Origin of the sequence: Rhizobium sp. BK275, from assembly GCF_014193555.1 — a bacterium.
Lineage (GTDB): Bacteria > Pseudomonadota > Alphaproteobacteria > Rhizobiales > Rhizobiaceae > Rhizobium.
In genome coordinates this window covers 134,814-155,267 of record NZ_JACHZL010000003.1, presented here as the reverse complement: position 1 = coordinate 155,267, position 20,454 = coordinate 134,814, and the positions used below count along the sequence as shown (strand labels likewise).

Annotated in this window: 21 protein-coding genes and 2 tRNA genes; 13 read left to right on the top strand and 10 right to left on the bottom strand. The window is 58.4% G+C overall.

Going from position 1 to position 20,454, the window contains the following annotated elements:
• Positions 1-2 precede the first annotated feature (2 nt).
• Together FHT82_RS10590 and gloA are read right to left on the bottom strand one after the other, a co-directional pair.
• Positions 3-1,106, bottom strand: a complete 1,104-nt coding sequence (locus FHT82_RS10590; RefSeq protein ID WP_183729599.1) for a D-Ala-D-Ala carboxypeptidase family metallohydrolase — start codon at positions 1,104-1,106, stop codon at positions 3-5.
• A gap of 96 nt (positions 1,107-1,202) precedes the next feature.
• On the bottom strand, positions 1,203-1,643 hold the full coding sequence (gene gloA, locus FHT82_RS10585; RefSeq protein ID WP_183729596.1) for a lactoylglutathione lyase: 441 nt from the start codon (positions 1,641-1,643) through the stop codon (positions 1,203-1,205).
• A gap of 193 nt (positions 1,644-1,836) precedes the next feature.
• On the opposite strand from gloA, the gene FHT82_RS10580 reads away from it, so the two are divergent.
• The 5 genes from FHT82_RS10580 to FHT82_RS10560 all read left to right on the top strand — a co-directional run bounded on the left by FHT82_RS10580 (position 1,837) and on the right by FHT82_RS10560 (position 4,138).
• On the top strand, positions 1,837-2,415 hold the full coding sequence (locus FHT82_RS10580) for a cold-shock protein (RefSeq protein ID WP_183729593.1): 579 nt from the start codon (positions 1,837-1,839) through the stop codon (positions 2,413-2,415).
• A complete protein-coding gene (locus FHT82_RS10575) occupies positions 2,415-2,903 on the top strand; it encodes a DUF192 domain-containing protein (RefSeq protein WP_183729590.1) in 489 nt (162 codons plus the stop codon). Before FHT82_RS10580 ends, FHT82_RS10575 begins: the two co-directional genes overlap by 1 nt.
• Positions 2,904-2,986: 83 nt before the next feature.
• A tRNA-Pro gene (locus FHT82_RS10570) sits at positions 2,987-3,063 on the top strand.
• Between the two features lie 631 nt (positions 3,064-3,694).
• Positions 3,695-4,000, top strand: coding sequence for an ETC complex I subunit (locus tag FHT82_RS10565; protein WP_112568114.1), 306 nt, complete (start codon positions 3,695-3,697; stop codon positions 3,998-4,000).
• 61 nt (positions 4,001-4,061) lie between these two features.
• Positions 4,062-4,138, top strand: a tRNA-Arg gene (locus FHT82_RS10560).
• A gap of 109 nt (positions 4,139-4,247) precedes the next feature.
• Here the strand turns inward: FHT82_RS10560 and FHT82_RS10555 are convergent.
• Both FHT82_RS10555 and FHT82_RS10550 read right to left on the bottom strand, forming a co-directional pair.
• Positions 4,248-5,552: a DUF5623 domain-containing protein gene (locus FHT82_RS10555; RefSeq protein ID WP_183729587.1), complete on the bottom strand. Its 1,305-nt coding sequence runs from the start codon at positions 5,550-5,552 to the stop codon at positions 4,248-4,250.
• Between the two features lie 511 nt (positions 5,553-6,063).
• On the bottom strand, positions 6,064-6,588 hold the full coding sequence (locus tag FHT82_RS10550; protein WP_183729584.1) for a DUF992 domain-containing protein: 525 nt from the start codon (positions 6,586-6,588) through the stop codon (positions 6,064-6,066).
• A 189-nt stretch (positions 6,589-6,777) separates the two neighbouring features.
• Here FHT82_RS10550 and FHT82_RS10545 point away from each other — a divergent pair, with 189 nt between their 5' ends.
• Positions 6,778-6,951, top strand: coding sequence for a hypothetical protein (locus FHT82_RS10545; RefSeq protein ID WP_183729581.1), 174 nt, complete (start codon positions 6,778-6,780; stop codon positions 6,949-6,951).
• Between the two features lie 206 nt (positions 6,952-7,157).
• Here the strand turns inward: FHT82_RS10545 and FHT82_RS10540 are convergent, their stop codons facing one another.
• The 4 genes from FHT82_RS10540 to FHT82_RS10525 form a co-directional block, all read right to left on the bottom strand.
• The gene (locus FHT82_RS10540) at positions 7,158-7,931 is read right to left on the bottom strand and encodes an amino acid ABC transporter ATP-binding protein (RefSeq protein ID WP_183729579.1); all 774 of its coding nucleotides are present in this window, start codon (positions 7,929-7,931) and stop codon (positions 7,158-7,160) included.
• Positions 7,932-7,946: 15 nt separating this feature from the next.
• The gene (locus FHT82_RS10535; protein ID WP_183729577.1) at positions 7,947-9,092 is read right to left on the bottom strand and encodes an amino acid ABC transporter permease; all 1,146 of its coding nucleotides are present in this window, start codon (positions 9,090-9,092) and stop codon (positions 7,947-7,949) included.
• Between the two features lies 1 nt (position 9,093).
• Positions 9,094-10,296, bottom strand: a complete 1,203-nt coding sequence (locus FHT82_RS10530) for an amino acid ABC transporter permease (RefSeq protein ID WP_183729574.1) — start codon at positions 10,294-10,296, stop codon at positions 9,094-9,096.
• 104 nt (positions 10,297-10,400) lie between these two features.
• Positions 10,401-11,426: an amino acid ABC transporter substrate-binding protein gene (locus FHT82_RS10525; RefSeq protein WP_183729571.1), complete on the bottom strand. Its 1,026-nt coding sequence runs from the start codon at positions 11,424-11,426 to the stop codon at positions 10,401-10,403.
• Positions 11,427-11,806: 380 nt separating this feature from the next.
• On the opposite strand from FHT82_RS10525, the gene FHT82_RS10520 reads away from it, so the two are divergent.
• Complete coding sequence (locus tag FHT82_RS10520; protein ID WP_183729568.1) at positions 11,807-12,997, top strand: cystathionine beta-lyase; 1,191 nt, start codon at positions 11,807-11,809, stop codon at positions 12,995-12,997.
• Positions 12,998-13,012: 15 nt separating this feature from the next.
• Here the strand turns inward: FHT82_RS10520 and FHT82_RS10515 are convergent, their stop codons facing one another.
• Together FHT82_RS10515 and FHT82_RS10510 are read right to left on the bottom strand one after the other, a co-directional pair.
• The gene (locus tag FHT82_RS10515) at positions 13,013-14,161 is read right to left on the bottom strand and encodes an FAD-dependent monooxygenase (RefSeq protein WP_183729565.1); all 1,149 of its coding nucleotides are present in this window, start codon (positions 14,159-14,161) and stop codon (positions 13,013-13,015) included.
• Between the two features lie 29 nt (positions 14,162-14,190).
• Entirely contained in the window at positions 14,191-14,436 is a 246-nt protein-coding gene (locus FHT82_RS10510) for a zinc-finger domain-containing protein (protein ID WP_183729563.1), read from the bottom strand.
• A 147-nt stretch (positions 14,437-14,583) separates the two neighbouring features.
• Here FHT82_RS10510 and FHT82_RS10505 point away from each other — a divergent pair, with 147 nt between their 5' ends.
• From FHT82_RS10505 to clpA, 6 genes are all read left to right on the top strand, one after another.
• Positions 14,584-15,369: an alpha/beta hydrolase gene (locus FHT82_RS10505; RefSeq protein WP_183729560.1), complete on the top strand. Its 786-nt coding sequence runs from the start codon at positions 14,584-14,586 to the stop codon at positions 15,367-15,369.
• Positions 15,370-15,501: 132 nt separating this feature from the next.
• Complete coding sequence (gene cysE, locus FHT82_RS10500) at positions 15,502-16,335, top strand: serine O-acetyltransferase (RefSeq protein WP_183729557.1); 834 nt, start codon at positions 15,502-15,504, stop codon at positions 16,333-16,335.
• 138 nt (positions 16,336-16,473) lie between these two features.
• The gene (locus tag FHT82_RS10495; protein ID WP_007827403.1) at positions 16,474-16,677 is read left to right on the top strand and encodes a DUF3126 family protein; all 204 of its coding nucleotides are present in this window, start codon (positions 16,474-16,476) and stop codon (positions 16,675-16,677) included.
• Positions 16,678-16,962: 285 nt separating this feature from the next.
• Complete coding sequence (locus FHT82_RS10490; RefSeq protein ID WP_183729554.1) at positions 16,963-17,331, top strand: phasin family protein; 369 nt, start codon at positions 16,963-16,965, stop codon at positions 17,329-17,331.
• A gap of 264 nt (positions 17,332-17,595) precedes the next feature.
• The gene (gene clpS / locus FHT82_RS10485) at positions 17,596-17,946 is read left to right on the top strand and encodes an ATP-dependent Clp protease adapter ClpS (protein ID WP_037072724.1); all 351 of its coding nucleotides are present in this window, start codon (positions 17,596-17,598) and stop codon (positions 17,944-17,946) included.
• Between the two features lie 10 nt (positions 17,947-17,956).
• The gene (clpA, locus tag FHT82_RS10480) at positions 17,957-20,446 is read left to right on the top strand and encodes an ATP-dependent Clp protease ATP-binding subunit ClpA (protein ID WP_183729551.1); all 2,490 of its coding nucleotides are present in this window, start codon (positions 17,957-17,959) and stop codon (positions 20,444-20,446) included.
• Positions 20,447-20,454 lie beyond the last annotated feature (8 nt).

Below are 20,454 nucleotides of genomic sequence, written 5' to 3'. Positions count from 1 at the left end.
AGTCATATGGCCCTTGCTGAAGCAATCGGCGCGCTCTTGCGGCCACAGCCCCAGTTCCAGTCGCGAGCATTGCCGGTATCCAGATGGACCGAATCCGTGTGGCAATAGGTGCCGACGCCGCCACGGTCCGGCAGCGAGCGAATATATTGGGCGATATCCCATTTGCTGATGCCGTCGATCTGGATATCAGCAGCTTCGCAGCTCTTGTGCATCGATTCTTCGGCGCCGCCGACTTCACGGTTATGCTGCGGATCGCGGTAGCCCGATGTCACGACGACCGGCTTGCCGAAATGGGTCTCGACCGTCTTGATGACCCGCATGAGATCGGGTTTGAAGCAGCCGACCTGGACGCTGTCGTTCTGCACATGCAGGCCATTCGGCGCGACACGCGTCATGCCAGGCAGCGATACCTTCTGCAGAAGCCCGGAAAGGCTGCTGAGCAGGTTCTGTTTCGGCGCACTGTAGAGCGCATTCGTCGTCGATCCCGGAATGCTGCCGCCGGCAAGCGAGGCGGTCTGTACGGGCGCAATCCTCGTGCTGGTATTCTGCGACGATTGCTGCGGCAGCATCTCGCCTTGCTGTGGCTCCGGCGGCGCGCTGAACACGCTCGATCTTGGGCCGGCATTCTCAGGTGCGTAAGCGTTCGCGCCCTGCGGCTGGATGACCGTGGAGGTCGAGTTGTTCTGTGGCAGCGGCTGATGATCGGAAAAGATGCTCATCGCCTGCGCATTGATTCGCGTCGACTGCATGACGAGGCCGCCGATATTGGCAGGCTGCTGCGGCTGAATGGCCGGATCGACGGGTGGAGCGGACGGTGCCGCATTCGGATCCTGCACCGCAACCTGCGGATCGACGCCGGAAACATTCGTCAGCATCGGATCGCGATAGAGTTGCTTTGGTGCCGTGGGCGTCGATGCGGCCGGCATTGCCGCAGCCAGTCGCGGCGCTGGCTGTCCCGCTGCTGCAGCCGGCGCGGCGACGGCGGCCGAATCAAGCGCCTTCTTGTCGGAAACGCAGCCGGAAAGCGCCAGGACGGAACTGGCAATCAGCAAAGCACCGACAGCCTGCCGGCTCGGAGGGGCAATCCGCTTGTTATTTCTGGTCAACCGAGAAATCTCCGGTGAATGCGGAAGGCGCCCGAAAGCGCGCTTCCGTTACGATAGAGCCGGAGAGTGCCTTGCGAAGCTTGCCCGCAGCTTGGCTTACCAGGTGCCGGTATTGCCCATGGACAGCCAGGGTTCGGCCGGAGCCAGTTTTTCGCCCTTCTGCAGGATCTCGATCGAGATGCCGTCGGGCGAACGCACGAAGGCCATGTTGCCGTCGCGCGGTGGACGGTTGATGATTATACCGTTGTCCATCAACTTTTGGCAGAGCGCGTAGATATCATCCACCTCATAGGCGAGGTGACCGAAATTGCGTCCTCCAGTATAATCTTCCGTGTCCCAGTTGTAGGTGAGTTCGAGGCAGGGAGTCTTTTCGCTACGGGCACGGTCGATATCGTCCCTAGCAGCCAGGAAAACGAGCGTAAAGCGGCCCTTTTCGTTATCATGGCGGCGGATTTCCTCGAGACCGAACAGGGCGGAGTAAAAATGGAGGGAGGCGTCGAGATCTTTGACGCGAACCATGGTGTGGAGATAGCGCATTTTGTTTCCTCTCTCTTTTTGGGCTAGCCCGTCTGGGTAACAGACACCAGTTTCGGGCAAGTCATCGCTATAAAATGTACAGTTGGGAATAACCGAAAACTAGGACTTGCGCTTATCCGTTACCAAGATGTTAATCTTGATTTCAAGAATCAGTTAACCGTAACAGTGTGACGCGTATTGAGGGGCTGGCGACATGGCTGACAGGATTTCATCGAATGGCTTCACCGACCTTGAAGAATTGTCGGCGGAACCGGTCGATCTCGTTGAAATCACCGGCGTGGTGAAATGGTTCGACGTGGCCAAGGGCTTTGGCTTCATCGTTCCTGACAACGGCATGCAGGACGTCTTGCTGCACGTAACCTGCCTTCGCCGCGATGGCTACCAGACCATCCTCGAAGGCACCCGCATCGTCGCTCTCGTCCAGCGCCGCGAGCGTGGCTACCAGGCCTTCAAGATTCTCTCCATGGACCAGTCGACTGCGGTTCATCCATCGCAGATGCCGCCGGTTCGCACCCATGTGCAGGTCACGGCAACCAGCGGCCTCGAGCGTGCCCTCGTGAAGTGGTTCAACCGCACCAAGGGCTTCGGCTTCCTGACGCGCGGCGAGGGCACGGAAGACATCTTTGTGCACATGGAGACGCTCCGCCGTTTCGGCCTCACCGAATTGCGCCCCGGACAGGTGGTGCTGGTGCGCTTCGGCGACGGCGAGAAGGGCCTGATGGCCGCCGAGATCCATCCGGATGTTCCGAGCCCGGTGGGCCGGTCTCACTGATGGGCGGCCTGTTCCCGGTCGAGATGATAAGAGGCGCCTTCATGGCGCTTTTTTTCATGGTCGCCCTGCCGGCATTTGCGCAGCAGGACATGCGATTCGAAAAAGAGCCGCTGATCATCCAGACGGCTGCCGGCAAGATGCTGCACTTCACCGTGGAGATCGCGGCCACCGGCGACCAGCGCGCCTATGGCCTGATGTTTCGCAAGGCGATGGCCGAAGACGCCGGTATGATCTTCGATTTCGGCACATCGCGGCGCGTCACCATGTGGATGGAAAATACCCTCCTGCCGCTCGATATGCTCTTTGCCGACGATCGCGGTGTGATCACCCATATCAAGGAAGACGCCACGCCCTATTCCCGCGACATCATCGATTCGATGGGCGACGTTCGCTATGTGGTCGAGGTGAATGCCGGCACAGCCCGCAAGCTCAATATTCGCCCCGGCGATCGCATCGTCAGCGCCACGACAACGAAAAAGGTGAAGTAAGCCTGTGAAAACTGCCGGGAAAGGCAGATTTATGGGGTTGCTAGGGCAGGGGGAAGCGTGTATTCCCGCTGCCATCAAAGGCTCGGAGTGTAGCGCAGTCTGGTAGCGCATCTGGTTTGGGACCAGAGGGTCGGGAGTTCGAATCTCTCCACTCCGACCATTATTCTCCCAATATCTTCCGCAATTTGAGATGGCTTCGCAGCGTGTCGTCGCCTGTGGCTGCAGAGATATTTTTGTTCGGGACGTGTTTCGCACCGGAAGATGGCGACGATACCATTCACGTCGCAAATCACGCATGCTCAGGCGTGCTGTGACTCAGCCTTGAGCAAGCAGGCCGACATACTGAGCATAGCTGATCGCTGCGTAGAAAAACGCAGTGATGCTTGCTCCAATCATGATGGCATGGAATTCTGCAGAAGTTCTCATAGCTCTCACCCGTATCACAACGGTTGGTAGACATCGTAGTCGCCTATGCCGGTCATAACAATTAGAAAGCGATCAAAACATGCAACAATCCGAAACATTTCGGATTGTGTGACAGGATTGCCCGCTTATCCACACCCGGCTACGAGGGCTGCGCCTTAAGCGCTCCGTATAAGAAACGCGCTATGCGGCAATCGGTTTCGTCGATCCACCGATCCTGTGGCAGCAGCGCTTTTCCCTTGAAAAAACGGGGATTCGCGGCTAAGCAAAATTCACTTCTTCCTGCGATGTTCGGTATGGAAGCAAGCCTGATCCCAGGCTGAGTTATGAAAGGCGGGCGTGGCCCGCATATCGGAGGCGCCGCAGTCATGTCTGCTAAGATCTATCGTCCGGCCAAGACCGCAATGCAGTCCGGCAAGGCCAAGACGCATCTCTGGGTGCTGGAGTTCGATCAGGAGCAGCCACGCAAGATCGACCCGATCATGGGCTACACGTCTTCGGGCGATATGCGCCAGCAGCTGAAGCTGACCTTCGAAACGCAGGAACTTGCCGAGGCCTATGCCAAGCGCAACGGCATCGAATACCGCGTGATCGCGCCCAAGGATCCCGCGCGCCAGGTCGTCGCTTACCCGGATAATTTCCGCTATACCCGTACCCAGCCCTGGACGCACTGATCCGCCCGCTGCTTGAGACAGAAATGCTGGTGTCGCGGGCTCGCGACATATGCAGACAGACGGCCCCTTAGCTCAACTGGATAGAGCAGCTGCCTTCTAAGCAGCAGGTCGCAGGTTCGAGTCCTGCAGGGGTCGCCATCTTTATCTTTGTCCGACCCGGAGACATCGGTAACACTCCGTACCTAGGACATGGGCGACAATCTGGTGCGAGCGCGCCTCGAGGTCATGCCCTGAGGCGCGCTGAATTTCACTTCCAACTCGTCAGAGACTGAAGCGCAAGGTCGAGCTTTCGAAGCAGACCGCGAACTGGCTTGCAATCGGGATAGGAGGAGGCGATCAGCGCCTTCGCTTCCTGCAAGCGTTCGATGTGAAGGCTGCGGCCGGCGATGCCATACTCATCATCAGGCACAATGTTGCGCTCATGATAGTAGAGTTCGAAGAATACATCGTTCGGCAGGGTGTTACTGTCATACTCAAGCTGGACCCAATCATCCAGTTCCGAACGAACGGAAGCGAGCCTGTTGACGATTCCGGCTCGTTGCCGGGTCGCACTTATAACATCCTTCAATAGTTGGCCGACACGCTGATGCGTGGCGATAGCCATTTTTACATTCGGCCGCCGGCCAGAAGCCATCACCATCCGGTACGGCACGGTATTGCCCGTCGTCCGGGGGCCGCGCTTCTGTTTCGCTTTCTGAGCTTTTTCTTCTGCGTCCCGTACTTCCCCAGGTGACCGAAACAATTCGCCATCAGTCACGGTCACCCGTTTGCAGTTTTCGGGTACAACAGGGGCGGGCATGCGCGACAGCGCCAAAAGAACCGGTCCAAGTGGCAAGCCTTTCTGCTCATCCGAAATCAGATAAAGCTCACTCCCGCCTTCCGGATAGTACATACCAGCCCAAAGCGGCTTGGCAATTTCCCAGCGATTGCGAAGAGACCATGTACTGCGCTCCTGCTGCCGATCCTCTACCGCTGCCGCGTAGGGTTCATCGACGAAGAGGAAACGCTTTTCGACGGGATCGTACCAGCTGCTGCCGTGATCTCTTCCGGGGAGGTCACGTCCAAAATCACCCCTGATGGGCATCCTTTTTGAGGAGGGCTTAAGTCCGGTGGAAGCCATAAACTGCAATGTACGCGCCGCTTTACACGCGAGGGCAAGAGCTGAATCCGCGCCCTCTATATTCATCTGGCAGTGGATCAGGTCGGACGCCCAGCGCGTGAAGTATCCCAGTCCGCGAGCCTGCTTGTATTGGCGAGTTGCGATGATCTCGTCGAGGGGCTTTGATAGCGAGACCTCGATGATCTCGTTGCCACTCGCCTTTGTCTTCGGGTTCCGCCAATGAACGCTGATGAACGTGGAGAAAATGGGCGATGACGGAACAACCGTTGAGGCTTGCAGCGTCCGCAGAGCGTTGGTGTAGTTTGAAAAACCGGCTCGAACCGATGCGCGATCGAGACCCACTGAATGGGCAACGTCGTCCTGCTTGGAGATGGTTTTCGCGAGGCGCCTAATGCCCTCGATTGTGGTAGGCCTAATGTCGTTGACGGACATGTTCTTTTCTCCCGGACTCTTTTTGAAGCGTCACCCGTCAACCGCTTCTGAGCCCGATCAAAAAACATGAACGGGTTCGACTTTCCACCAAGGCAGTGCTGTCAACAGCTTCGCAACTGACGGGCGGCGTGCTCCTGCCGGGAGCGAAAAAGAGATAAGTTCGATTCCAATTGGTTTCAAGATCAATACAGATGGCAGAGCTCAAGCCTTTCTGTATCACTTCCTTGGATGGGGTGGTTGAGAGATTTTGCCGAGGACGATTTTGTCCGGAGGCTCGTCGACCGTCACGTCAAGAGCCGACTCATTTGAGGCATTCGAATTTGAAGAATTTGCTAGATACAGAGGCTTTGACTCCGAACGTATGCGTCGGGGTGCAATCGTATTCAAAGAATTTGAACTGAGCAGCAGACTTCTGCTCGCTGCGGACGATGATTTTGATAACGGAATAAGGGCTGGCCAGGCATGATCAAAGTTGAATGCGCGGCCAGCCCGATTTCTCCGGCTTGCCGACTTAGCCTTCGGGTGTCAGCGTCATGGACGTGCCTGTCGCGGCAACATTGATGCCGAGCTGGCCGGTGACGCTGATCGTCTGCAGATGGATCGAGCCGGAAGTGCCGCCGAAGAGCACGTTGGTGCCGATGCCGCCGACGAGCGTGGCTTCAGCGGTTGCGCCCTGGTAGAGGCCAGCCAGCGAGCCGCGGTGATAGCCGGCTGTCGGTGCAAAGACTGCCCAGAGCAGGCGACCGCGCGTGGTAAAGCCGAGATCCACGCCGAACTTGCGCAGTGCGCCACTGTAGTGCTCAGGCGATTCGCTGCTGCTCGTCGGCTGGAAGACGCAATCGATCTGCTTGGAGGACCCGAGCACATAGCCGACGCCGCCGCCGATATCGCAGGCAAGGTAGCCGATCTTCACGCCCCCACTTACATCGGGAGCTACCGGCGGCTCCCTCCGTACCAGGTCCGCTGCGCCGGCACTCATGGCAAAAGCCTGGAGCAACGAGGCTGCGGCGATTGTGGTCGCGAGTATTTTTTTCATTTCCGTCTCCTTTGGATATCGCGCGAAGGATATAGCGTCGGCTTTGTCATAACCAAGGCAGAAAAGCTTTCGCCCTCATTTTGGTTCCGAGATCTGCCTGTGCCAAGCTGCCGCGGCCATCTTTTATGGAACCCTATCGGCCTGCATCGGTTGTCCAGATATCCATTTCTTCAAACTATGGAGATCAGAATGAGCAAGACCAATGCAGACGATATCCGCAAGCGAACGGAACGGCAGGTCGAGAACACCAGTGCCGGAGGACATCTTGGCGGGACCTATTTCGGCCAGCAGCCGGACGGAAAAACAGCCTCTTCCAGCAGCACCGAGGCACGGAAATCCCGTCCGAACGATGGAAGCAACTGATCCAATAGATGTTGCCATCCTTGCGGCCGATCGGGAAAGCGTGTCGTCCGCATCCCTGAGGTTCTACGTGTCCCATTTTTTGAAACGGTTATGATTTGATTTTAAAAGCAGGCTGCTGCGCTCTGCGGCTTTCCGTTAAATGCGCAAAACCCGCCGGCAATCAGCCGGCGGGTTTTGAATTTCTATACGCCGATATCAGTGTTCGATCAGTGCAGGATCTGGCTGAGGAACAGTTTGGTGCGTTCGTGCTGAGGATTGTCGAAGAATTCGGCCGGTGAATTCTGCTCGACGATCTGGCCCTGGTCCATGAAGATCACGCGGTTCGCAACCTGACGCGCAAAGCCCATTTCGTGGGTGACGCAGAGCATGGTCATGCCTTCTTCGGCAAGGCCGACCATCGTATCCAGCACCTCCTTGATCATTTCCGGATCGAGCGCCGAGGTCGGCTCATCGAACAGCATGATCTTCGGGTTCATGCAGAGTGAGCGGGCAATCGCCACGCGCTGCTGCTGGCCACCCGAAAGCTGGCCCGGATATTTGTTGGCCTGTTCGGGGATCTTGACGCGCTTCAGGAAGTGCATGGCAATGTCTTCCGCCTGCTTCTTCGGCATCTTGCGCACCCAGATCGGCGCCAGCGTGCAGTTTTCCAAGATCGTCAGATGCGGGAAGAGGTTGAAGTGCTGGAACACCATGCCGACTTCGCGGCGCACTTCGTCAATCTTCTTCAGGTCGTTGGTCAGCTCCGTGCCGTCAACGATGATCTTGCCCTTCTGATGCTCCTCCAGACGGTTGATGCAGCGGATCATCGTCGACTTGCCGGAACCCGAAGGGCCGGCAATGACGATACGCTCGCCGCGCATGACCTTCAGGTTGATGTCGCGAAGCACATGGAAATCACCGTACCACTTGTTCATGTTGATGATCTCGACGGCAACGTCGGTCGCCGACACGGTCATCTTCTTTGTTTGGGCTTCTGCCATTGCGTGTTCCTATTCTTATCGTTTGTGGCCGGTGTCGAGATGACGTTCCATGAATGCTGAATAGCGCGACATGCCGAAGCAGAAAAGCCAGAAGGCGAAGCCGGCGAATATCAGCCCTGTCAGCGGCGTTACCGCGGTTGCCCAGTTCGGATCGACGAAGTTGAGGCGAACGATGCCGAGCAGATCGAACATGCTGATGATCGACACCAGCGAGGTATCCTTGAACATGCCGATGAAGGTGTTGACGATACCCGGGATCACCAGCTTGATCGCCTGCGGCATGATGATCAGCCGCATCTTCTGCCAGTAGCCGAGGCCGAGTGAATCGGCCCCCTCGAACTGGCCCTTGGGAATTGCCTGCAGGCCGCCGCGGATGACCTCGGCCATATAGGCGGAGGCAAAGATCGACACACCCACGATCGCGCGCAACAGCTTGTCCACCGTCCAGCCGGCCGGCAGGAAAAGCGGCAGCATGACGCTCGCCATGAAAAGAACTGTGATCAGCGGCACGCCGCGGACGACCTCGATGAAGATGATGCAGACCGTGCGGATGATCGGCATCTGCGAGCGTCTTCCGAGTGCCAGAATAATACCGACCGGGAAGGAGACGGCGATGCCAACGAAGGAAAGCACCAGCGTCACCAGCAGCCCGCCCCAGAGCGGTGTCTCGACTATTTCCAGTCCAAAGCCGCCGTAAAGCAGAATGAAGGAGACGACCGGCAGCACGATGAACAGCAGGATCGCATTCAGCCCCTTGCGCGGCACAGATGGAATGAGCATCGGCACGAGCAGCAGCACGAAGAGAATGCCCACCAGCGTCGGCCGCCAGCGCTCGTCGAGCGGATAACGTCCAAAAATGAACTGGTCGAATTTGGCATTGACGAAGGCCCAGCACGCACCGCTCCAGCCGTCCGGCTGGATGCCGCCCTGGACGGCAGTGGCGCAGAAGGTGCGGTCCGGGCCGGTCCAGACCGCCTGTACAAACAGCCAGTTGATGGCATGCGGCAAGGCCCAGGCGAGGAAGGTCACTGCCAGAAGGGTGAGGACGATATCCTTGGGTGTAGCAAGCAGGTTGCGGCGTATCCAGGCTCCGGCGCCCTTTTCTCCAGATGGCGGCGGCTCCTGGGCCAGCATGCTGGTTCTGACGAAACTGTCACTCATCTTATCTCTCCACCAATGCCATCTTGGCGTTGAACCAGTTCATCAGCAGCGAGGTCACGATGCTGATGGCGAGATAGATGACCATCCAGATGAGAATAACCTCTACGGACTGACCGGTCTGGTTCAGTGTCGTGCTGCCGACGGCGACGAGATCGGCAAAGCCGATGGCAATAGCCAGCGACGAGTTCTTGGTGAGGTTCAGATACTGGCTGCTCAGCGGCGGAATGATGATGCGGAACGCCTGCGGAATGACCACCAGCCGGGTGATTGCCGAAGGATGCAGGCCGAGTGCCGCTGCTGCCTCCGTCTGTCCCTTCGGCACGCCGCGGATGCCCGAGCGCACGATCTCGGCTATGAAGGCGGCCGTATAGAAGGAAAGCGCCAGGAAAAGCGACATGAATTCCGGGCCGACCACGGAACCGCCGGTCAGATTGAACTTGCCGGCGACCGGGAAATCAAAAGACAGCGGTGCGCCTGCGAGCAGAAAGGCAATGAGCGGCAGGCCGACTATGAGGCCGATCGAAACCCAGATCGTGTGGAACGGCTGACCTGTCGCTGCCTGCCGGCGATGCGCCCACCGTGCGGTGATAACAGTGGCAATGATCGCGACAGCAAAAGCAACGCCGACCAGCCAGAAACCGTCGCCGAAGATCGGCTTGGGGAAGGCGAGGCCGCGATTGTTCAGATATGATCCGAGGGGGAGATGCAGCGAGTCACGGGCATTGGGCAGAATAGCCAGAACGCCAGAATACCAGAAGAAGATCACGAGCAACGGCGGAATGTTGCGGAAGACTTCCACATAGACCGTGCAGAGCTTGGCAATCAGCCAGTTCCGCGACAGGCGGCCGATGCCGATGACGAAGCCGATTATTGTTGAAGTGATGATGCCGGTGACGGCGATCAGCAGCGTGTTCAGAAGGCCGACGAGAAGTGCGCGGCCGTAGGTCGAATCACTCGAATATTGGATCAGCGACTGGCCGACTTCGAAACCGGCGCGCCCGTTCAGAAAGCCGAAACCCGATGCGATGTTGGCGCGTGCCAGGTTGACTGCCGTATTGTGAGCAATCGACCAGATCAGCGCGACCAGCAAGACAATGGTAAGAGCTTGGAAGAAGATGCCCCGAATTGTCGGGTCATAGAGGGCAGACTGGAAGCTCCAGCCGCTCCTAGTCAAAGAGGATGAATCCGCAACCTGATGCGTCATGCCTGGCCAATTCCCCACGTTATGCGCCCCTTTTCGGAGCTTTTTTATAGGAGGATGAGGAAAGGCGGTTTCCCGCCTTTCCGGCTTTTCATGCCTGATGCCGGTTAGCGAACCGGCGGAGCGTACTGAATGCCGCCCTTGTTCCAGAGAGCGTTGAGGCCGCGCGAGATCTTCAGCGGGCTGCCCTGGCCGATGTTCTTTTCGAAGACTTCGCCATAATTGCCGACGGTCTTGACGACGTTGTAGGCCCAGTCGTTGGTCAGGCCGAGATCGGTACCGATCTTCGTGTCGGCTTCAACGCCGAGGAAGCGCTTGATATCCGGGTTCGGCGAATTCTTCATGTCGTCGACATTGGCCTGGGTGATACCGAATTCTTCGGCGTTGATCATCGCGTAGCCGACCCAGCTAACGATATCGAACCACTGGTCGTCACCCTGGCGGACGGCCGGCGCGAGCGGCTCCTTGGAGATGATTTCCGGCAGGATCATGTGTTCGTCGGGGTTCTTCAGCGTCAGACGCAGCGAGTAGAGGCCGGACTGGTCAGTCGTGTAGACGTCGCAACGGCCGGAGTCATAGGCGGCGTTGACTTCGTCGAGCTTCTCGAAGACCACCGGATTGTACTGGAGATTGTTGGCCTTGAAGTAGTCGGCGAGGTTGAGCTCGGTCGTGGTACCCGACTGTACGCAGACGGATGCGCCGGAGAGTTCCAGAGCCGACTTCACGTTCAGGCTCTTGCGAACCATGAAGCCCTGGCCGTCATAATAGTTGATGAAGCGGAAGTTCAGGCCGAGAGCGGTGTCGCGGTTGATCGTCCAGGTCGTATTGCGGGCGAGCACGTCGACTTCACCGGACTGCAGCGCAGGGAAACGGTTGGCGGCGCTGAGGGGGGTGAACTTCACCTTGTTGGGATCGCCGAAGATCGCAGCGGAAACCGCGCGGCAGAAGTCAACGTCGAAGCCCGACCAGTTGCCGGACGCGTCAGGGGCAGCAAAGCCGGCAAGACCGGTGTTGACGCCGCACTGGACAAAACCTTTTGCCTTTACGTCTCCGAGAGTTGTGGCCGAAGCGGCCGAAGCGCCAAGAGCGAAAACTGCTGCGCCGACAGCTGCGGACAGGAGCTTGTACTTCATTTTTCCCAACCTTTTTTCCGTTGTCTTATATTTTATCGTTTTGAGGAGTGGCCGGATTGAAATTGCCCGTGTGCCTCCCCGTTTCCCGCAACCCTCCCGGCGCGAGTAGGTCTATCACAGTCGCAAATGTCACTATGGTCAAGTGTCGCGGCCAATAATTGCGGCAAAATTCAGCATTTTGGTAGATTGCGCTGCGTCTCTAGGCACTTGGCTAGAAATTGGGCTCTAGCTTGAGGAAAAAATAGCGCTGAAATCGCGAAGTAAAGGCCGACGGCTTTGCGGGGCGAGGCTATCACGTCGAGTTGTAGGGGTTGACCCTGATGGCGACGCGGTTCAAGAGTTCGGCCTTTGCATACCCTCGCCAGAAGGCCATTTCCCACATGAAAGATCTAGACAGTCTCCTGCCGGGCGCCGGCATCAACACCCGTCTTTCCCATATCGGCTACGACCCCGCAGATTATCACGGTTTCGTCAATCCGCCGGTGGTGCGCGCTTCGACGGTGCTCTTTCCCGATGCCAAATCCATGGAGACACGCAACAAGAAATACACTTACGGTACCCGCGGCACGCCGACGACCGACGCTCTGGCCGAAGCGATCAATGCGCTCGAAGGCTCGGCCGGCACTGTGCTGGTACCTTCTGGGCTCGCCGCCGTCACGGTCGCGATCCTCGCCTATGTCGCCGCGGGCGATCACGTCCTGATCGTCGATTCCGTCTACGGTCCGACGCGCCATTTCTGTGACACGATCCTGAAACGTATGGGGGTCGGGGTCGATTATTTCGATCCGGCGATCGGCGCGGCCATCGAAACGCTCTTCAAGCCGAACACTACGGTCGTGCTGACCGAGGCTCCTGGCTCCAATACTTTTGAGATGCAGGATATCCCGGCAATCGCGGCGGGGGCACACAAGCACGGTGCCGTCGTGCTGATGGACAACACCTGGGCCACACCTCTTTATTTCCGGCCGTTGGATTTCGGCGTCGACGTGTCCATCCATGCCTCGACCAAATATCCATCGGGACATTCCGACATTCTGATGGGAACCATTTCCGCCAATGCCGAGCACTGGCCGAGGCTGATCGAGACGCATGGAACGCTCGGCCTTTGCGGTGCGCCTGACGATTCCTATCAGATCCTGCGCGGTCTGCGCACCATGGGTATCCGGCTGGAGCGCCACTATGAAAGCGCATTGGCGATCGCCACATGGCTCGAAAGCCGCGAAGAGGTTGCCCGCGTCCTGCATCCAGCCTTGCCGAGCTTCCCGTCGCACCATATCTGGAAACGTGACTTCAAGGGTGCCAGCGGCATCTTTTCCTTCGTGCTCAAGGCCAGCGATCCGCAGAAAGTCAAGCCGAAGGCGCATGCCTTCCTCGATGCTCTCTCTTATTTCGGCCTCGGCTATTCCTGGGGGGGCTACGAAAGCCTTGCCGTGCTGGTCAATCTCTCTGACCGTAAGATCGCCAAGGCGCCGGCTGAAGGTCCGGTCATTCGCCTGCAGATCGGCCTCGAAGATATCGTTGACCTCAAGGCCGATATCGAACGCGGTTTTGCTGCGGCAAACGCCGTCTGATCAGCCGCCATTTGATCAGCCGATGGGGCGGTAGCCGTAAATCCAGTCAAGATCCGCCGCGAGGCTTTGCGGCGGTTTCAGCGACAGCACGATATCCCGGCCGAGGCGGATCGGTCCGCTTGCATGATAGGCGAAGCGGTTGAAGGCGCCGCGCTGGCGAAGCTTGGCGATGCGCGGCGTGCGATGCCGCTCGAAAAGCGAGATGGCTTCGGAAACCGGACGGGTGGCGAGGAAGGCCGCAAGCTCGAAGGCATCCTCGATCGCCATTGCCGCGCCCTGCGCCGCAAAAGGCATCATCGCATGCGCTGCATCGCCGATCAGCACGGTCTTGTTCCCATCCTGCCACTTGCCCGGCGTCGCTTCGAAGAGCGGCCAGAAGGTGATGTCGCTGCGCCCGCGAAGCAGACCGGCGATAACAGGATGCCAGCGACGGAAGCGCGACTGCAGAAGCTCCTGCTGGGCCTGTGTCGGCGCGCCCTGCCAGGCTTGCGGAGCAATATTGCCGGCGGTGATTGCCACCATGTTGAAGCCGCCTGTTTCCTTCAGCGGATAGCAGACCATATGCGCCGAGGAGCCGAGCAGGGCCGAGACGCTGGTGCGGTCGAGAAAGCCCGGCGCTTCGGCTTCTGCGATGGTGAAACGGAAGGCGATATTTCCGGAGAATTGCGGGACAGGGGCGCCTGGTATTGCCTGCCGCAGTCTGGACCAGACGCCGTCGGCGCCGATGATGACATCGGCCGAACGCCGGCCCTGCGGCAGATCCGATTCGAATCGTGTTCCGAGATGCAGCGTGCAAAGCGGATTGGCGATCACCGCATCCAGAAGAGCCTTTTGAAGCGTCTTGCGATGCAGGACGCCGTAGGGTGCTCCCCAGCGATTCCGGGCGAAACTCCCGGCAGGCACTGCCGCAAGCTCGCGCAGCGAACTGCCTGAGATCAGCCGGATGGATTGCGGCTCGAGCCAGAGGTTGGCCAGCCCGTCGAGCACACCGAGTTCGGCAAGCACGCGCGATGCATTGGGAGAGATCTGCAGGCCGGCACCTACCTCTGCAAGCTCGGACGCCTGTTCGAAAATATCGGAACTGATGCCACGCCTTGCGAGCGCCAGCGCGGCTGTCAGGCCTGCAATTCCGGCGCCGATGATGGCGGCATGTTCGACCGGCATGGGGTGTCCGATCTAAAAGAAGAGGAAAATTACGCTGCCTTGATGTGGAAGACGCAGCCGGGCGGGTTGGTCTGGTTGGCCTTCAGCGACGTATTGTAGCGATAGAGGGTCGAGCAGTAGGAGCAGACCTTCTCGTTGTCATCGCCCATATCGATGAAGATATGCGGATGATCGAAGGGAGCGGAGGCACCGGTGCACATGAATTCCTTGACGCCGACTTCGATAACGCGGTGACCGCCGTCGTTCTGGAAGTGGGGAATGCTGTGGCCGGCCATGTCTGTCTCCGAATGCTTTGATATTCTGCGCGGACCTTATAGGCCTTCGAAGGAAAAGTGTAGTGCCAAAGCAAGGCTCCAATGCGAGTTTTTGGCTTCACGCTCAAAGGTCGCTCGACTATGGTCGCGCCAAACAAGGACGACCCGATGAACCTGAATACGCCTGCATTTTCAAGCTTCACTCATGATGGACTGAAACTCGCTTTCTTCGACGAGGGGGATCCCTCTGGCCCGCCGGTGCTGCTGATTCATGGCTTTGCCTCGTCGGCGAGCGTCAACTGGGTTCATCCGGGCTGGCTGAAGACTTTGGGTGACGCCGGCTACCGTGTCATTGCCGTCGACAACAGGGGGCATGGCGCCAGCGACAAGCCGCGCGATGCCGAAGCTTACAGGCCATGGTTCATGGCTGGTGACGCGATCGCGCTGCTTGATCATCTCGGTATTCCCGAGGCCAATCTGATGGGCTACTCCATGGGTGCCCGCATCTCCGTCTTTGCGGCACTTGCCCATCCACACCGCGTCCGCTCGCTGGTGCTCGGTGGCCTCGGTATCGGCATGACCGATGGGGTGGGCGATTGGGACCCGATCGCCGATGCGCTGCTTGCGCCGTCGCTTGCCTACGTCACCCATCAGCGCGGGCAGATGTTCCGCGCTTTTGCCGAGCAGACGAAGAGTGACCGTGAGGCGCTTGCCGCCTGTATCAAGGGTTCGCGCGATCTGGTTGCCCGCGCCGACATGGGCAAGATCGATGCGCCCACCCTGATCGGGGTTGGAACGAAAGACGACATTGCCGGTTCTCCCCAGGAGCTTGCGGCGCTGATGCCTGACGCCGAAGCGCTGGATATCCCCGGCCGCGACCACATGCTCGCCGTGGGTGACCGGGTGTTCAAGAAGGCTGTCTTGGAATTCTACGCCAAGGTCGCTGCCGGCTGATGTCGCCGGCAGGTGACATAAACGTGATTTCCAGGAAAAACGCACTGCACCGGTGTGCCGCGGGCACCCATTTATGTTATCGGCGTTTTCCTCTATATAATCGCATTCCAACAGGAAATGAGGAGACCGGAAATGGTCGCTAAGACGGATATCCGCACGCTGGATGCAGCCCATCCGCTGAAGGTGATGGACCCTATCTGGGACAGTCTGCGAGAAGAAGCGCGCCTTGCTGCAGAAAGCGATCCGGTGCTGGCAGCCTTCCTCTATTCGACGGTCATCAACCACCGCTCGCTCGAAGAATGCGTCATCCACCGCATCTGCGAGCGCCTCGACCATCCCGACATGCAGGCAAACCTGCTGCGCCAGACCTTTGAGGAAATGCTCGAGGACTGGCCGGAATGGAGCTCGATCCTGCGCGTGGATATCCAGGCAGTCTATGATCGCGACCCCGCTTGCCTGCGCTTCATGGAAGCCGTTCTCTACTTCAAGGGCTTCCACGCGCTGCAGACGCATCGGCTGGCGCACTGGCTGTTGAACCGCGGCCGGCGCGACTTCGCGCTGTACCTGCAGAGCCGCTCCTCCAGCGTCTTCCAGACGGACATCAATCCCGCCGCTCGCATCGGCAAGGGCATCTTCCTCGACCACGCGACCGGCCTCGTCGTTGGCGAAACGGCTGTCATCGGCGACAATGTCTCCATCCTGCATGGTGTGACGCTTGGCGGAACAGGCAAGGAAGGGGCCGATCGTCACCCGAAGATCGGCACGGGCGTAATGATCGGCGCAGGCGCCAAGATCCTCGGCAATATCGAGATCGGCTTCTGCTCGCGCGTTGCCGCCGGCTCCGTCGTCCTGAAAGCGGTGCCGCCAAAGACCACGGTGGCGGGCGTGCCTGCCAAGGTTGTCGGTGAGGCCGGCTGCTCCGAGCCCGCACGTGTGATGGATCAGGTTATCGGCGCCGATATCTGAGCCTTCATTGGAAAAATGCGGAAAAACGCCTAGATCCCGGTGGAGACAGTCGTTGCTAACAGGAGCTTGCGACCTTTACAGCGCCGCTTTACCTGTGCAAGAAGCGGCCAACCGAGGTCGCTTACGGAGATCAAAAGAGTGAAGCCTGAAGAAATCAAGAAGCTCGACGCCTATTTCAAACGCACGCTGAACCCGCAGATCGTGGTGAAGGCGCGCCCGCGCAAGAACGACTCCGCGGAAGTCTACATTGGCGAAGAATTTCTGGGTGTCATCTACATCGATGACGAGGACGGTGACCGTTCCTACAATTTCTCGATGGCAATTCTCGACGTCGATCTCTGATCGGCCGTCACTTCGATCAAAAGCCGTGCATCGCCAGCCGATGCACGGCTTTTTTGTTTGCGCCGATCGCCAAATATGCTGGTTCGCCAAAATTTATGATAACCCTGCGGTTGCAGTCGCCTGATATATATTAGCAAAATCAATGAAAGACGAACGTGCCCAAAAATCCGGTCTTTAATGTCGTTAACGACCACAACCAGTGGATGTTTTGCGATGCACAAGACTACTTGACTCTTTGTGCATTGCAGCTACCTTCTGCCTGCAACAGCCAATTGGAGGATGGTCATGTTCAATTTCGATGATGTAAACCGGAAGAGCAAGGAAACTGTGGATTCGATGCTGAAGAGCTATTCCGATACTGCCAAGGGTTTCCAGGCGATCGCCTCCGAGGCGGCCGAATATTCCAAGAAGTCCTTCCAGGATGCCGTCACCCATTTCGAGACGCTGTCGGGCTTAAAGAGCTTCGAAGCGGCTTTCGAATTGCAGACCAATTATGCGAAGTCTTCCTATGAGGCTTTCGTGACCGAGGCGACCAAACTCGGCGAAATGTATGCCGACCTCGCCAAAAATGCTTACAAGCCTTACGAAGCACCGATGGCCGCCACTGCCGCCAAGGTCTCGAAAGCGACCCCGGTAGCCCCCGCCGCCGCATAAATCTTGTAGCGCATTGCGCGCCGCCTATTGAAAATCAAAGACCGGCACCGCATCTGCGGCCGGTCTTTTTTGTTTCCCGAAGCCTGCCCTGGTTTTTACGCAGACTTTTTTGGCCTTTGCGTCAAGTCCTGCGGAATTGTGATTGCAGTCGGAAACAAGGGGCTTAAAATCGCTCTATTATGAACTACCTTAGGGTTTCAGATATTCGTCGGGAAAGCACCCCTCCCATGCTCCCCTGCCGGATTGATTGAGGAATGAATGACAATGATCGCCAGACCGATCCGGATGCAAAACGACAGCGAAAGGAACGGGGACAACGGAAATCGAACCTCGGTCATCACGCGCACCAAGCCGAAGACCAAGAAGCCTAATCTCTATCGCGTACTGCTTTTGAATGACGACTACACCCCAATGGAATTCGTCATTCACATCTTGGAGCGTTTTTTTCAGAAGGATCGGGAAAGTGCCACCCGCATCATGCTGCATGTCCATAACCACGGCGTCGGCGAATGCGGAATATTCACATACGAGGTAGCGGAGACCAAGGTGAGCCAGGTGATGGACTTTGCCCGGCAGCATCAGCATCCGCTGCAATGCGTCATGGAAAAGAAGTGAGGAACTGAACGTGCCAACATTTTCGCCTAGTCTTGAGAAGGCGCTCCATCAGGCACTGACCTTTGCCAACGAGCGGCACCATGAATATGCGACGCTCGAGCATCTGCTGCTCGCCCTGATCGACGATGCCGATGCGGCTGCGGTCATGGGTGCCTGCAATGTCGACCTCGACGCGCTCCGCAAAACGCTCCTGGAATATGTCGATAACGAACTCTCCAACCTGGTCACCGGTTACGACGAGGACTCCAAGCCGACGTCAGGTTTCCAGCGCGTCATTCAGCGCGCGGTGATCCACGTCCAGTCTTCCGGCCGCGAGGAGGTAACTGGCGCCAACGTGCTCGTCGCGATCTTCGCCGAGCGCGAGAGCCATGCTGCCTATTTCCTGCAGGAGCAGGAAATGACCCGCTACGACGCCGTCAACTACATCTCCCACGGTATCGGCAAGCGCCCCGGCGTATCCGAAAGCCGTCCACCGCGCGGCGCTGAGGACGAGTCCGAGTCCAAGCCGACCGCACGCGGCAATGAGGAGGAAAGCGGGCCGAAGAAGCAGCAGGATGCGCTGAAGGCTTACTGTGTGAACCTGAACGAGAAGGCCAAGGGCGGCAAGATCGACCCGTTGATCGGCCGTAACGCCGAGGTGAACCGGACCATCCAGATCCTGTGCCGCCGCTCCAAGAACAACCCGCTCTATGTCGGTGACCCCGGCGTCGGTAAAACGGCGATTGCCGAAGGCCTTGCCAAGCGGATCGTCGAAGGCAAGGTTCCGGAAGCTCTGGCCGATGCCACGATCTTTTCGCTGGATATGGGCACGCTGCTCGCCGGCACGCGTTATCGCGGTGACTTCGAAGAGCGCCTTAAGCAGGTCGTCAAGGAACTGGAAGAATATCCGGGTGCCGTGCTCTTCATCGACGAAATCCACACCGTCATCGGTGCGGGTGCAACGTCGGGCGGCGCAATGGATGCCTCGAACCTCTTGAAGCCGGCCCTGTCTTCGGGCGCGATCCGCTGCATCGGTTCGACCACCTACAAGGAATACCGCCAGTTCTTCGAAAAGGATCGGGCTCTGGTCCGCCGCTTCCAGAAGATCGATGTCAATGAGCCGTCGATCGACGATGCAATCGAGATCATGAAGGGCCTGAAGCCCTATTTCGAAGAATACCACCACCTGCGCTACTCGAACGAGGCGATCAAGACCGCTGTCGAACTCTCGGCTCGCTATATTTCGGACCGTAAGCTGCCGGACAAGGCGATCGATGTCATCGATGAGACCGGTGCGGCCCAGATGCTGCTGCCGCCGTCCAGGCGCCGCAAGCTGATCACCGAAAAGGAGATCGAAGCGACGATTGCGACGATGGCCCGTATCCCGGCAAAGACCGTCTCGAAGGATGACGAAGCCGTTCTTGCCAATCTCGAGAAGGAGCTGCGCTCGGTCGTCTATGGTCAGGATGTGGCGATCGAAGCCCTGTCCACTTCGATCAAGCTGGCCCGTGCTGGCTTGCGCGAACCGAATAAGCCGATCGGCGCCTATGTCTTCTCCGGCCCCACCGGCGTCGGCAAGACGGAAGTCGCCAAGCAGCTTGCCGCCTCGCTCGGTGTCGAGATACTGCGCTTCGACATGTCGGAATACATGGAGCGGCATACGGTTTCCCGTCTGCTCGGTGCACCTCCCGGCTATGTCGGCTTCGACCAGGGTGGCCTCTTGACCGATGGCGTCGACCAGCATCCGCATTGCGTGGTGCTGCTGGACGAAATCGAGAAGGCGCATCCAGATATCTACAATATCCTGCTGCAGGTCATGGACCACGGCACGCTGACCGACCATAACGGCAAGAAGATCGACTTCCGCAACGTCATCCTCATCATGACGACCAATGCGGGCGCTTCGGAAATGGCCAAGGCCGCCATCGGCTTCGGTTCGTCCAAGCGCACTGGCGAAGACGAAGAGGCGCTGACCCGCCTGTTCACGCCGGAATTCCGCAACCGTCTCGACGCGATCATCCCGTTCGCGGCGCTGCCGACGGCCGTCATCCACAAGGTCGTACAGAAGTTCATCATGCAGCTTGAAGCTCAGCTCTCCGAACGCAACGTCACCTTCGACCTGCACGAGGATGCGATCGCCTGGCTGTCCGAAAAGGGTTACGATGAGAAGATGGGCGCCCGCCCGCTGTCCCGCGTGATCCAGGAAAACATCAAGAAGCCGCTGGCGAACGAAATCCTCTTCGGCAAGCTGAAGAAGGGCGGCGTCGTCAACGTCACCGTCGGTCCCAAGGAAGACGGCAAGCCCGGCCTCATTCTGGAAGCCATTCCGGAAACGGCGCCGATCAAGCCGAAGCCTGAGGCCGAACTGGTTCACCCGGAAGCGGCTCACGAGGATGATGGCGAGCTGAAGACCAAGCCGGTCAAGAAGACAAAGGCCAAGACCGTGCCGCGGCCTGAACCGGAAGTTCGCGACGCCCCCAAGAAGGGTTCGACGGTTCCGAAGGTTCCGCGCAAGAAGTAAGTCTTCAA